We start from the raw sequence: 15,739 nt of genomic DNA on the forward strand, positions 1-15,739 counted from the left end.
AGGAAAAAGGAAAGGTCGAAAGCATATTTTTGTTTTTTTATGCCATTTTTACTGGGGAAAACCACTTTTTTATGCTAAAAGTAATACTTAAACCGATTAAAAAGTTTAGTAAACTTTTTTAAACGCCACTTTTGTCTTTGCTCTTCTCTGAAAGAATCATACTATTTAGTAAGTTTGTTTGTATTCAGCTAAGTTAACAAAGCTTTAACAGAAAGTAATTAAACTTGTAAAGATATACGAAGTCAAATGTACTTTAAAAATCAGTTTTCATGAAAAAAAAAACGCTGCTACTACTTCTTTTTAGTGTCACTTTATTTTCACAAAAGAGAAATGTAAACTTGGATTCCTCTACCGTTACTATTTCAGGAGTTATACTAGAAGCGACTCAAAAAATCCCTTTAGAATATGCTACGGTCCTACTTGAAGATGTTAACAATAAAATGATTTCTGGAGGAGTTACTAATAGTAAAGGAAAATTTACGATTCAGATTCCTAAAGGTTCTTATAAAATTAGTATTGAATATATTGGTTTTAAAATCAAACAATTTCCTAGCTCATCATACACTAAAAATTATAACCTTGGAACTATTTTACTTCGTGAAGATGCTGAACAACTTGATGAAGTTGAAATTATAGCAGAAAAATCAACTGTTGAAATTCGTTTGGATAAAAAAATATATAACGTTGGAAAAGACATGACCCTAAAAGGAGGTAATGCCTCTGATGTATTAGATAATGTTCCTTCTGTTACTGTTGATGTGGAAGGAAGCGTAAGTTTACGAGGTAATGATAATGTAAGAATTTTTATAGATGGAAAACCATCTTCCATAATCGGACTTAATGGAACAGATGCCTTAAGAAATCTTCCTGCAGATGCTATTGAAAAAGTAGAAGTAATTACCTCCCCCTCTGCACGATATGATGCTGAGGGAACAGCAGGAATTTTAAATATTATTTTAAGAAAAGGTAAAGTATTGGGTGTGAATGGTGCTATCAATGTAACAACAGGGTATCCTTCTTTGCTTCAAATTGGACCGAATATTAATTACAGAACCAAAAAAATAAATCTATTTTCTAATATGGGTTATTCGTACCGAAAAGGGCCTGGAAATTCATTTTCAGAATTTTTATATTATAATAAAGATGCCATTTTGGATAGTATTCGAACAGAGGATCGTCTTTTTGATAGAAAGAGTAATAACTTAAATGGAACTTTAGGACTGGAATATTACCTTAGCAAATATAGTACTATTACAGGATCTTTTTTTTACCGTAAATCAAAGGGAAACGATACCGCGAGTAACATAACAGAGCTATTAATTCCAGAACAACTATTAAAAAATAGAATTAAAAGAATCGAAAATGAGAATGAAAACAAAATAGATAAACAGTTTTCTTTGAATTACACCGAAAATTTTGATAAAAATGGCAAAAAATTAGTAGTGGATTTGCAATATAGCAATAGTAATGAAACAGAGTTAGCTCCCATCACAGAAAACGATGTTTTAATTGAACAAAATTCTCAAACTACCCAGTCTACAGATCAACTTGTACAAGTAGATTATATTCATTCTCTTAAAAAAAACAGTCAGTTTGAAACAGGTTACAAATCAACCTTTCAAGATTTACATTCTGATTTTAGGGTACGGAATGCAAATAATCTTCCTTTTTACTATGATCCATCTAACGCTATTAATTTTAAACAAAATATTCATGCACTTTACGCTCAATTCGGAAGTAAGATTTACTCATTTTCTTATTTGCTTGGCCTTAGAACTGAAATAACAGATATTGATTTAAGAGTACTGACAACCAATCAGTTTTCAAATAAAAATTACACTGAGTGGTTTCCCACTATTAATTTAGGATACGAGTTAAATGACACCAATAACCTAACAATAGGTTACAGTAGAAGGATACGAAGGCCTAGATTCTGGTTTTTAAATCCTTTTGAATCTAGAAGTTCTGCTACTAATATTTTTAAAGGTAACCCAGCTATTGACCCTATGTTTACAAATTCTTTAGATATAGGATTTACAACTAAAGTTAAAAAACTAAGTTTAAGCACTTCTATTTACTACCAATATTCTACAGATATTATTCAAATGGTTTCCGTAATTGAAAATCGAAATAATACGAGAGTTTTTATCAGGCAACCCACCAACTTAAATAGTGAAAAACGGTATGGTTTTGAAATTACTTCAAATTACAATGCTGCTAAATGGGCTAAGCTATCTACTTCCTTCAACTATTTTAAATTTAAAAGAGTAGCGTTTGATCATGTTTTTACTGGATCAAATGGTAATGAAATTATAACTCATCTTCTAGGTGTTTCAAGTGACAGTTGGCTTATGAGAATTAATTCACAAATTACACTGCCAACAAATGTTCAATGGCAAACAAAAATGGTGTACAGAGGAGCTCAGGAAGAGGCTCAATCAAATAGAAAAGGGATGTTTTCTGCGGACATGTCGTTTAGTAAAGACCTATTTAAAGAAAAAGCGTCCCTCGTTTTTAATATACGAGATCTCCTGAATAGTAGAAGAAGAGAGAATATAACCTACAATGGAGATAGAATGAGTCCATCGAGTATTGTAAATGGTGATTTTCAATGGAGAGAAAGACAAATATCTTTAAGTTTAACCTATAGATTTAATCAAAAAAAGAAACGAGAGCGACCTTCACGAAGCTATCAAGAAGACGGAGAAAAATATGGTGGTTGATTTTTAAATAAATATAGCTAAACTATAGTCAAATACATTTCATCTATTAAAAACAAACCACTTGTCGTTTGTAACTAGTACTTAAACTAAGAAAATAAAATAGTAATGTACTTGCCATTATTTTTAAACTATAGTTTTATTTTTAAATTATTGTTTAGTTAGTTTCAGAAAGAAGCATTTTTAATAAAAATGCTTCTTTTTTAATTTAATAGAATCGGTATATCATTTCAACAACTATTTTCGTTAACTCATATTATAAAATTCCTAAAAAATACTATTGGTATTTTTTTCAATACTTTAAAATTTCAATAGTAACTTTTAAAAATAGTTTACTAAAAAAACAATTCCTCTTTAGTTCTATTCACTTACATAAGTTACTCAATGTCATCCGTCTACATTTTATAGTATTTCGACTAACTTTATGGTATTATGCCATTAAATAAATTTATCTTTAATATGAAAAATAAGTTTTCCTTTATTTTTCTATGTTTAGTTTGTTTTAAAAAATAAGAAGTGTTTTAGGTAAAATGCTTCTTATCTTTTTTGATGCTTATCCCAAGTCATTACTTCTCAATAAGCATTCTAATCGACTGAAAAAAAGATAATTTTAAAGACCTGTTCTATTCCTTTTATTTTTTTTCTTCTAATACCATATCGTATTCGAAACTATTTTAGCGCTATTTTTTAACAAAAACCCTAGTGAGTTTACCATATCTATAATGGTTTACACCAATTTCCTTTTAGGGTTTTCCTCTATTTGTCTATTTATTTTTATTCTTCATTTTTGCCATCTCGTTTAAACATTCTACGTGTTAACCGATCAATATAACTTCATATATCATTCTATAAAGTTAGTGCGTAGTAGTTTAAATGAATTAAAAACATTATTATGAGTAATTTAAAAGCGATTAAATTTTAGAAGGGTTTTTTATTCGTTTTTTAAATCGAAAGGAGTTTTTAACTCCTTTCTCTTTTTCGTAATAGTGTTTTCTTTTTTGGACAATACAATAATTTTCATCTATTTTTCCTTTTTTTTACTACGTCATAATTACTACATATGTATACCCCTAACCTTTAACCCTCTATATTTGAGTCTATAAAACCCTTCTTTGGATAGCTCAAATAGCTTTCTATAACAGCTATCAAAACATAATTGTCAATAAACAATTTCCCCTTAATAATGTTTTGATAGCTTTTTTATGGGTATAAATTAAATACATATGAGACCCCTTTATTATTTTATTCTTTCACTCTTATTTACTGTAGCAGTAAATGGACAAAAAAAATCAAATTTTCAAAAATCTTCAAATCAAAAAAAACAATTAAGATCAAGGAATAATGACCTTAACAATGAATGGTCAGAATTAAAAATGGAAATTGATAGACATGATTGTTATTACACAGGTGAAAATGGAGTTATAAGTGCCATCGATGTTGACCCTAACAATCACAATATTGTATTCGCTGCAAGTTTGGCTGGAAACTTATGGAAATCAACAGACAAGGGGCTTTCATGGTCTGAAAGCTTAGTAAAAAACTTACCTTTAATTAATGTTTTTAATGACATTGAAATTGCCAAATCCGACAGTAACATTATATATGCTGCTACCGATGTTGGCGTTATAAAAAGTATTGATGGTGGAAATAATTTTTCTATGACCACTATTAACTATAGCGCTAATTTTCCAAATTTATCATTTGCTGGAGACGGCTATAAAAACGAATACCTTTTTTTAGATGTTGCTAATGATAATCCTAATAAAATTGTTGCTACAGACATAAATCCTAACGATTTGATTGGAAAAATCGCTGTTTCTCAAGATGGCGGGCAAAACTGGATTAAAACCTCATTTGGAAAGTACCATTTCCCTACCGATATTCTTTTTCATCCTACTCAATCCAACATCATTTATGCATTGGTGAGAAATTATACCACCAAGCATTATGAATTTTATAAATCTACTAATACAGGTAAAACTTTTTCATTAATCACCAATGGGTTGCCTGTAGAAAACAATCCAAAAGACTACGAAAATAAAGCTCGGCTAGCTGTATCATCAGCGCAGCCAGATCTTGTTGCAATATACTATCACGTTCAAGGACTTGGTTACGGTTTTTATAGATCAACAGACAAAGGATCTTCTTTTTCAAAAGTTTGCTGTGGTGGTTCTGGTATTAATAAATCTTCTAATACTCGAGATTTTTTTGGTGAAGGTATGGAGGCTGTACAAATTAGATGGGCTACAAAATTTGAAATTTCTGATACGGATGCTAACTTTGTAGTTGCAGCTACAAATTACTCTCCTAGATCTTCATACAACCAAATGCAAAGTTGGTATTGGTTTCCTGATAAATCAAATAATTACGGTGCCCCCAGAAATATAAAAAGTCCAGTATCTCGTTGTTCTACAACAATGCATGGCGATATTAAAGATATAGTAATCAGAGGTAATGATGTATGGGTTGCAAATGATGGTGGTTTGGTTTATTCAAGTAATAAAGGAAAAACCTATGTGGAAAGAGCTGATGGCTTACCACTTACAATGGTGCTAGGGTTTGATATGACCCAAGGTAAAAAAGATGTTATAGTTTCAGCTATGGATCACAATGGAGTTGTAGTAAAAGATGACGCGATATACAAAGGCAAATGGAAACCTTTAGGAGGCGGTGATGCTAGTAACGCATCTATAAATCCAATAGATGATTTTTGGCTATATACAAGACCTGCAACGAGGAGTATAATTCAAAAAAGACCTAATTACGGACCATCGCATAAACATCCAACAGAAAAAGGTTTAGAAGTTAATTTAGGTAATGGCTATTTAAAACAGTTCAATAATGTTCAATTTCACCCAAATGAATATTATAAATTATTTGCCATCGACTATATTGGTAAAAGAGTTGTTAAAAGTAATGATAACGGTACATCTTTTGAAACACTCCTTAAGCTAGACTTAAGTGATCATTATTCTTCTTATGCTGAAGTTAAAGTGAGTTTATCTAATCCAGATATACTGTATGTAGCAGAATCTTCTCCCAAAGTAAATAATGTGTTTTACTCTTCTGATAGAGGGACTACATGGAATAATATTTCTCCTAATATCCCTGGCAAATTTAGAAATATAGAGATTGACTCAAAAAACCCTAATATTGCATGGCTTTCACTAAATAACGGGAACACCCCAGAGGTATACAAAACAACAAATGGAGGAAAATCATGGAAGAAATATTCCTCAGGAATAAAAGGCTTTTACATTTATAGTATGATCCACCAAAAAGGTTCAAACGGTGGTGTTTACATAGGGACAAAGAATGGGGTTTATTATAGAGACGCTAATTTAAATAGCTGGCAAAAATATGGTAGTCTTCTTAGGTCTGGCGCTATTAGATTTCTAAAAATTAACTATGCCCATAATAAATTAAGAGCAGGAACTCATGCAGGTATATGGGAAAATCACTTGTATAACACCTATTCCCCTCTTGCTAATATTGCTGTAAATAAAAAGTCAGGCTTATGTGGAGAAACCATCTCATTTGCAGATCATTCAGCAGCAGGACTAGACGCTACCTATCAATGGTCATTTCCTGGAGGAACACCTTCTTCATCAACACTTGAAAGACCTTCTGTAACCTACAATAAGAGTGGTTTATATAATGTTACACTTACCGTAACAGATTCAAAAGGTGCTAATTCAATGACACTAAATGACATAAAAATTAATGGCAATAATTGTACAACGCAGATCTCTTGTAATGATGGTATATTGAATGGAACAGAGACTGAGATTGATTGTGGAAATTCTAAACAGTACATAAAAGCTTATTTAAGAGGTAAAACAATTGATGTAGCTATGCAAGGTAGCTATATTGGAGGTACTCCAATCATATCAAAAAAACTTTCTAATACTATATCTAGTGGAAATGAATTTTGGGTAGCAACCTATAATCAAGGATATACAAAGGCCGTAAAAATAAAAATCGAAAATGAAGCAGATGGTATTAAATTTACCCAAACTGAAGCGAAATATGTACTAGGTAACAAACCTAATTTTAACTTCGATAAAAAAGGAAGTACAACAAATATTGCCGTAAATGACTCGGATACTGGTTACGGTGTTAAAAGTATTAAAATTGATAATCAAATAATTATTTCAGAATATTTAGGTAACAATGGGAAAAAATGGAATCTAAAAAATACTATTTGCAGCAAATGCGATGTAGTTTCATCTAATACTTGTTCTGATGGTATATTGAATGGAACAGAGACTGAAATCGATTGTGGAAACTCTAAACAGTACATAAAAGCTTATTTAAGAGGTAAAACAATTGATGTAGCTATACAAGGTAGCTATATTGGAGGTACTCCAATTATATCAAAAAAACTTTCTAATACTATATCTAGTGGAAATGAATTTTGGGTAGCAACCTATAATCAAGGATATACAAAGGCCGTAAAAATAAAAATCGAAAATGAAGCAGATGGTATTAAATTTACCCAAACTGAAGCGAAATATGTACTAGGTAACAAACCTAATTTTAACTTCGATAAAAAAGGAAGTACAACAAATATTGCCGTAAATGACTCGGATACTGGTTACGGTGTTAAAAGTATTAAAATTGATAATCAAATAATTATTTCAGAATATTTAGGTAACAATGGGAAAAAATGGAATCTAAAAAATACTATTTGCAGCAAATGCGATGTAGTTTCATCTAATACTTGTTCTGATGGTATATTGAATGGAACAGAGACTGAAATCGATTGTGGAAACTCTAAACAGTACATAAAAGCTTATTTAAGAGGTAAAACAATTGATGTAGCTATACAAGGTAGCTATATTGGAGGTACTCCAATTATATCAAAAAAACTTTCTAATACTATATCTAGTGGAAATGAATTTTGGGTAGCAACCTATAATCAAGGATATACAAAAGCCGTAAAAATAAAAATCGAAAATGAAGCAGATGGTATTAAATTTACCCAAACTGAAGCGAAATATGTACTAGGTAACAAACCTAATTTTAATTTTGATACGGGAGGAAATCAAAATGCTGTTGCTACAAGTGATGCTTCTGGTGGCTATGGTGTTAAAAGTATTAAAATAAAAAATCAAATTATAACGTCTGATTATTTAGGTATCAAAGGACAAAAATGGAATCTAAAAAATACTATTTGCAACAAATGCGATGTAGTTTCATCTAATACTTGTTCTGATGGTATATTGAATGGAACAGAGACTGAAATCGATTGTGGAAACTCTAAACAGTACATAAAAGCTTATTTAAGAGGTAAAACAATTGATGTAGCTATGCAAGGTAGCTATATTGGAGGTACTCCAATCATATCAAAAAAACTTTCTAATACTATATCTAGTGGAAATGAATTTTGGGTAGCAACCTATAATCAAGGATATACAAAGGCCGTAAAAATAAAAATCGAAAATGAGGCTGATGGTATTAAATTTACCCAAACTGAAGCGAAATATATACTAGGTAACAAACCTAATTTTAATTTTGATACGGGAGGAAATCAAAATGCTATTGCTACAAGTGATGCTTCTGGTGGCTATGGTGTTAAAAGTATTAAAATAAAAAATCAAATCATAACGTCTGATTATTTAGGTATCAAAGGACAAAAATGGAATCTAAAAAATACTATTTGCAACAAATGCGATGTAGTTTCATCTAATACTTGTTCTGATGGTATATTGAATGGAACAGAGACTGAAATCGATTGTGGAAACTCTAAACAGTACATAAAAGCTTATTTAAGAGGTAAAACAATTGATGTAGCTATGCAAGGTAGCTATATTGGAGGTACTCCAATCATATCAAAAAAACTTTCTAATACTATATCTAGTGGAAATGAATTTTGGGTAGCAACCTATAATCAAGGATATACAAAAGCCGTAAAAATAAAAATCGAAAATGAGGCTGATGGTATTAAATTTACCCAAACTGAAGCGAAATATGTATTAGGTAACAAGCCTAATTTTAATTTTGATACGGGAGGAAATCAAAACGCTATCGCTACAAGTGATGCTTCTGTTGGCTATGGTGTTAAAAATATTAAATTAAAAAATCAAGTTATAAGCTCTAATTACATAGGAAACAAAGGAAAAATTTGGGATTTACAAAATATATCTTGTCATAAATGTAATACAAATAAACCTATAGTCTTTAGAAACGCTAGCACTAAAATTATAAATAATTCTATTAAAAATGATGATTATAGTTTAGTATTAAATGAATTTAATATATATCCAAATCCAACAAAAGACATATTATATATCACATCGCTAAATCCAATTTTAACTTACTCCATTGAAGATGAAAATAATGAAAAAATAGTTCCAAATACTAAAGTAACAAACAATAGCATTAACATAAGCCATTTATCAACAGGTTTATATATCCTCAAATTAATCGACAGTAAAAAGAATATAATAGTAACTAAAGTTATTAAAGAAGAGTAACTTGTTTAATTCATTCTTTTTCCCATTTTAACAAAAAAATGAAAACTATCGAAAGATAGTGTTACTTTATCTAAAGAAAGAAAAAGAAACACTTATAAATATTAATTTTAAATAAATTATTTAATGTTTCGTTTTTTGTTATTTTAATAGTCTGAAAAGAAGAAGCAATTTTAAAAAGTTGCTTCTTCTTTTATTTTTTGAAGCATTTGTTTTTAAACTTCCCTTTTTCATTTTTTTATTCTCTTTTTTAGGGCTTAATTTAATGTTAGTAATAAAACTAAAGTCAAACTGTAACACCAAATGCTGTGTACGTTAAATTACCCAATAATAAATATCCAAAATTCATGAATTTTACTTCTGAGAAAGTTAATATAAGCCTAATTAAACTCGTCTTAATAAAATTTATAGCATGAATTGAAGGGTAAAAGAATAAAAGAGGAAGACCAACATAAAAAAGAAAAATGGTTAAAGTTATTTCTACTAATATAAAGCCCTATACTCCCTGTTATTTCAATAACTCAATGAGATAAAATCAAAAATATTTAACCTAATAAAAACTATTATTCTTATGCAGAACAATAAAAAACTATTTTTCAAAGCTCATTTTTGGGAAATACTTTATTAAAATTTAAAAGTAACGCTAGCCAAACGAAACCAATGAGCAAAACCTATATTTTAATTATACACAAACTAGTTACCTGTAGTAAATATTCAATTACTTATTATAACGAATAAAGTAGTTTCAATAATAAAGGTAGGTTTTGATTTCAATGGTTCTTATTTTTAATATTGTAAAATACTGACAAACAATTGCAATCGTTTACACCAAAAATATAACTTTATTATTTACTTTTTTAAAGTAGTTCTTTTTGAACTTGTCACTGACAAAGTATATGAAGATAAAATTTTTCAAAAAATTAAATATTTATAAAGATTATTTTAACGAAAAAGCTTTCAATATACTATATTTTGATAAGGCACAATACTTGTGTTAACAAAACAAAATATATAAAGAGTAATATAATTATCAAGTCTTGTTAATCATAATGGCAGAGTGCTTTTTACACTGATGAAAATAAATTAATTATACCACACTCCACCATTATTCATACAAAGTATTTAAAATTTCAATTTACATCCTCAAAATTTATTTAATGGGTTATGCTAATAAAATAGCCAAACCTGTATCTTCATAAAATGCCCCCTCTTTATTCAATGCTTTAATACAATGATTTAAATCGGGAAAGTTTTGCCCCACGCTTGGATCCATAATAGTTTTATCCGATCGCTCCAAAACATAATGTAGGCTTTTTGCTGGAACCCATGTATCTGCAGCACCAACTCTTAAAATCTTTAGTAGAAATTGACCTTCTTTTAAAACTGGAGCTTGTTCTCTTTTTAACAACATTCCTTCTTTTTGCGCATCTAATTTCTCTGTATTATAAAAGTATAATAACAGGTTTCCTTTTAAAGTAGTTGGCACAAATGCGATAGAATGTATCCCCAACAATGCAGCAACCTTCCCTATTCTACTGGGCAAAGAATAACCACTTTTATCACTCGGTGCTCCTTCAGCTCCAGAAGTTATTGCATAAATCATTGCTTCTGATTGCTTATCACCATTAGGTTCTTTAATATCATGCGGAGTAATCCATAAAGGATGGATAGGATTCTCTGTATTACCTGGTATTTTTGTTTTTTTTAATTCAATGGCAGCACACATTAATGATGCTGCTCCACATGAGTTGTTAAATGTTTGTTTGTATTTAGCCATAATTTCAAATTATTTATTTTATATGATTTAATATTGTCTATTATTCAATAATTATTGTATTTCTTCTAAAGATCAGAATTGTTCAAACTACTTTATAATCTACAGCTAGCATTTCACACAAGGACTAACAGTATTTTCATAGATTTATTATTCGTTAATAACACTTTATAAACCTATTTTTACTTCTAAAAAACATTCAATGCTCTCTATACCCCCTCTATTTCATTAATTTTAACTCAAAAAATCTTATTCAAAAATCCAGTACTATAAAAATTAAACTGAACTCAATCTATATTTATTTGGAGTAACTTTTGTTTTCTTTTTAAACATTCTATTAAAATACTGAGGATATTCAAAACCTAATTCATATGCTATTGTATTTACGCTTTTGTCTGAATGCAAAAGTCTATTTTTAGCTATTTTAAGCACATAATTATGAATATGATCTTGAGCTCCTTGTCCAGTTTCTTTTCGTAATATATGGCTCAAATATTTAGAAGACACATTCATCAACTCTGCTAAATATTGAACTGTTGGCACTCCCTGATCTAACTGCCTATCCGTTTTATAATAATCTTCTAACAACTCTCTAAATTTATTAGCTTTACTATTTTTTCTATTGGTAAGTGTATAAAATTGTCGGTCGTAACAACGTAGACAATAATTAAGCAATAACTCTATATTTAATACTACTAAAACTTGAGTGTGTACATCCGTAAGTTTCCCGATTTCATTTTTTATATTTTCTACGATAGTTGAAATTGTTTGTCTCTCCTCTTTATAAATCATAAGATTTCCTTCAAAAGTACAAGAGAAAAAAGGATAACTATCAATCTTGTAGCTTAACTCTACTTTTCTTATTAAATCTGGATGAAAAAACAAGTACCATCCTTCATCTTGGTCTAATTTTTTTATTTCTTTTATCTTTCTGTTTACCATTTGAAAAGACATTATTCCTCCCTCTAAATCATCAAAAAAATCTCCGTATTTAGCAATGGTATTTAAATCAATATCCGTTAAGCTGATTTGATATAAATTTAAAGTATGAGGAATCTTTATTTTATCAAGGGCAGATTGAATAGCGCTCGATTTAACTAATGATATATAAGGATGTAAAGGTTTACCTAATTTTAAAAAATTATGTAGTTCTAAAATACTATTTATCTTAACTGATTCACTCATACTTTCTAATATAAAATCTAAAAATTATTATAACTTCTATGTAAAATTCTGATAATTAAGATTCTTTAGAAACTAGATTATACTGAACTATCGTAATCAGTATTTGAATTGTAAAATGATTCAATAAAAGCCATGGCTATTGTTAAAAACAAACTGTTGGCCTTATTTTGAAACTTTAATTAAAATTGTCAAAAAATTTATTTTGATAAATTTTTTTTTTAAGTATTTAATTTTCAGATAAGAACTATTAAAGAGTTTTACTAACGATTATTCTTTCCCTGTTTCCCTTGATCACTGACTAATATTATTAGTATATTTGCCTGATTTAATTTGTTACTGCGTGTTAACCAAACCTTCTACTATCTATACCCATAACTTCATGTAAGGAGTTAATGCGCAGTTTTACTCTTTTTCATAACTTTTACACATAAATTAATAATTGATTTTTCTCCAAAAAAAATAAATTTGAATATTATTTAATTTATGAATCGTTTTTTAACTAATCGTATTAATTATATGTAGTACTTAAAACGATTTTTTTACCTTCATTATTCACTTTCTCTTTAGAAATACGCTCCTTAGGGAGCTTTTCTAAAGTTATTAAACCATAAGAGAAATAAAATATATGTAATTTAAACATCATTTTATTTTGTATATCTTTTCTAAAAGCACTTGTATTTATAAAAATTAAAAACACCTATATATAATTTAAAAGCTCATAACATTTAGAATATTCAAATACTAATGAAAAGTTCGTTAAATTCAATTTATCCGTATAATATGAAATGCTTTGATCTTAGTGGTATGTTATAACGAATTTATTCTCTCATAAAGTTGATAGGAACACACCTAAAATTACAGAAAACTAAAATAGTTATTAAAGCTAGCTTAAAGTGAAGCTTTATGTCACTTTAAAATGGAGTTCAGACAAAATATAGTAGTCTACTTTTTAGGTTAAAAAAGTAGATCGTTTATTATTAGAATAAATAATGTTACAAATCAAAAGTTTATTAATCTTCTCCTTAACACTAGTTTATCTGAATCAATAACTTAAATAAAAAAGTCACCAGTTTAAAACTGATGACTTTTTTATATTTATAATTTTTTCTATTTGTTATGGCGTTTCTTTATTCAGTATATATGTATCGAATTTTATAGTACAAACATAGTTATCATCATCTTTCTGTACATAACCAAGTTTATTTGTATTTCTATTATTACGACCCTTTCCGATAGCGTTATTAGAATTATGTTCTAACCATTTATCTTGCTTAGCAACATATTCATACACTATATTTTTTGTTTCGTCTATACAAAAATCATCACACTCACCAAGCGTAGAAACAATTCTAAATCTTTTTCCTTCCTCCTTTGTTATATTAAAAACTAGGTCATTACCATTCGCATATTCATGATCTATACCATATGTAAAATGATCTCTTTTTATATTTAAATCATTATTAAATCCCCACCTAAGTCTATTACTAATAGGATTCCAATCTCCGGTTTCCACGTCTAATTCTTCTACTATAAAATCTCCATAAAATTCAGATCCACCAGTACCATGATCACCTCCATTATAATACAGTGTCGTTGGATCAATAACAATTTCTTGACACCTTCCTTTTTCTACAGAATTATATGTCGTGTTAATTGAATACACTGAATTATTACTAATCCTTTTTGTATGATAACCAATTATTTCACCTGGATTATTCTTACCTGGGTCTGAATGATTAGATAAAGCGTTTATAATTTTATCAATTTCTTTTGTATGAGCAAATAAAACTGTTTTGAATGCGTCTGAACTATTTCCTCCTATTTGCTTTACTGTAACCTCTGTATTATTAAGTGTACGTTGATACTTTGCTTTAAGAGATGCATCAGCTCCAGCGACCGCACCTTTATACGCATAATTTAAAGCTGCTTTTAAATCTGCTGCAGAACTACTTGATTGATATACTAATGAATAAAGACGTCCATAAGTTACTTTATTTACATAAACAGGATCTTTAGTGCCAGCATATTTCTTCATTAACCTCACCACTTCTTTTTTACCTAATTTATTTGAATACCAACCATCTTCTCCTATTAATCCTAACTTTGGAGTAACCGATACACTATAAAACTTTTGTTTTAATTTTACTGCTACAGCGGTTTTATCGCTTTTTAAATCAACACCTAGACTTGATGAAAACTTATTAACTGGACCAGAATAACCAATATCTAATGCTGCTTGTAATTGTTCTGTTCCATGTACTTCTTCGATTGAAACTTCAAATTCACCAGGTAAAGCTGAACCATCTTCATAAAATTTATGTAAAACTTCATTTACAGCATCACCTATTTTTGCTGGACCTGGGGCCGGGACTACACGTTCTGTTTTAAAGGGAACCCCACTTTGTCCATCTATCCTAACAGTAATTGAATTTCTTTTATTATCAAAAATTGGCACATCAGTTGGGTTACCTTCTTTAATAGATTCAGGATTAAGAATAGCACCTACATATATAGAATTCGGAGTGTCCTCAATTGAGAAAAAAGTATCGTAGTCTTTATCTTTTAGTACCGGTTTACCATCACAACCATTAATTTTATTTCTATTAGCACTTAACTCATTTAAAGCTGTCGCTTTTTCATTTTCAAATGAATTTTCTGATAAATCATTGCTACAAGAAGTAGCTACAAGTGATAGTACTACCAACGATTTTGTTGATAGCTCTCTAAATTTACTAATCATTTATTTTTTATTTTATTTTATGATGCAAAACTAGTACTTAATTTATTTTTTGTAGGCTCTAATCATCCATTTAACAAAGCTTTATGTATTTGTTAACTATTTTCAACTTCATTTTTAAATATTTATTTTTTAAAAAACCTAGTAAATATCACTACAGCCTACCGTTTTTATGGTTTAATAGTCAAAATGAGCATATCTTATATTTTTCATAAAAAAAATAGTATTATCAGTACTAAAATTTAAGAATTTGAACTATAATAACCATTTTTAAGCTCAAGAGTAAGATTGAAATTCATGTTAAACTTCTTTCTAACGAAACTAAAAACCATGAACTTTTTATCTAAAAATTATTTTTTATAAACTATTTTTATTTCACTGCCTTACTAATCTTTTTTTATTTAATTGGATAGAATATTTACTATTGCTTATCTCCTTTGAAAATTTTTAAAACATAATTTAAAGAGTTGTATAGGTATAAGGTTTAAACTATCCGGAATAACACAATTTTTCACTTAATCACAGCAAAAATTTTATTCTAGAAAGCTGCTCGGATAATCCTTATTGCAAGTAATCTCGAAAAGACAGTTGAAATAAAAGTGAAATCTGACTTATAAAATGATTTACCTACGATAATAAAAGATAAGTATCCTAAAGATTCACCTAATTTCATAGATAAAACTATTTATCACAACTTGAAATTAAAACTTATTTATTTAGAATAAAATATTTCTGCCTTTGAAATTATAATCTAATAATAAAAAGACTGTTTAATCAAAAACTAATATGACAAATCAGAGTAATTGAATCATCATCAATATTGTTGCAAAACCTAACTATACCATAT

5 protein-coding genes are annotated in these 15,739 nt (G+C 28.8%); 2 read left to right on the forward strand and 3 right to left on the reverse strand.

Features of this window, described 5'->3' with window-relative positions; genetic code table 11:
• Positions 1 to 269: 269 nt before the first annotated feature.
• Complete coding sequence (locus AC2GW8_RS03875) at positions 270 to 2,723, forward strand: TonB-dependent receptor (protein WP_440881476.1); 2,454 nt, start codon at positions 270 to 272, stop codon at positions 2,721 to 2,723.
• A gap of 1,220 nt (positions 2,724 to 3,943) precedes the next feature.
• Positions 3,944 to 9,199, forward strand: coding sequence for a PKD domain-containing protein (locus AC2GW8_RS03880; protein ID WP_440881477.1), 5,256 nt, complete (start codon positions 3,944 to 3,946; stop codon positions 9,197 to 9,199).
• A gap of 1,159 nt (positions 9,200 to 10,358) precedes the next feature.
• Here AC2GW8_RS03880 and AC2GW8_RS03885 read toward each other — a convergent pair.
• The 3 genes from AC2GW8_RS03885 to AC2GW8_RS03895 form a co-directional block, all read right to left on the reverse strand.
• Positions 10,359 to 10,973, reverse strand: a complete 615-nt coding sequence (locus AC2GW8_RS03885; protein WP_440881478.1) for a T3SS effector IpaJ family cysteine protease — start codon at positions 10,971 to 10,973, stop codon at positions 10,359 to 10,361.
• 273 nt (positions 10,974 to 11,246) lie between these two features.
• Positions 11,247 to 12,155 carry a helix-turn-helix domain-containing protein gene (locus tag AC2GW8_RS03890; protein ID WP_440881479.1) on the reverse strand — a complete coding sequence of 303 codons (909 nt, stop codon included), beginning with the start codon at positions 12,153 to 12,155 and terminating at the stop codon, positions 11,247 to 11,249.
• A gap of 1,114 nt (positions 12,156 to 13,269) precedes the next feature.
• Complete coding sequence (locus tag AC2GW8_RS03895) at positions 13,270 to 14,895, reverse strand: thiol-activated cytolysin family protein (protein WP_440881480.1); 1,626 nt, start codon at positions 14,893 to 14,895, stop codon at positions 13,270 to 13,272.
• Between the last annotated feature and the right edge of the window lie 844 nt (positions 14,896 to 15,739).

This window comes from Tenacibaculum profundi (assembly GCF_057162725.1).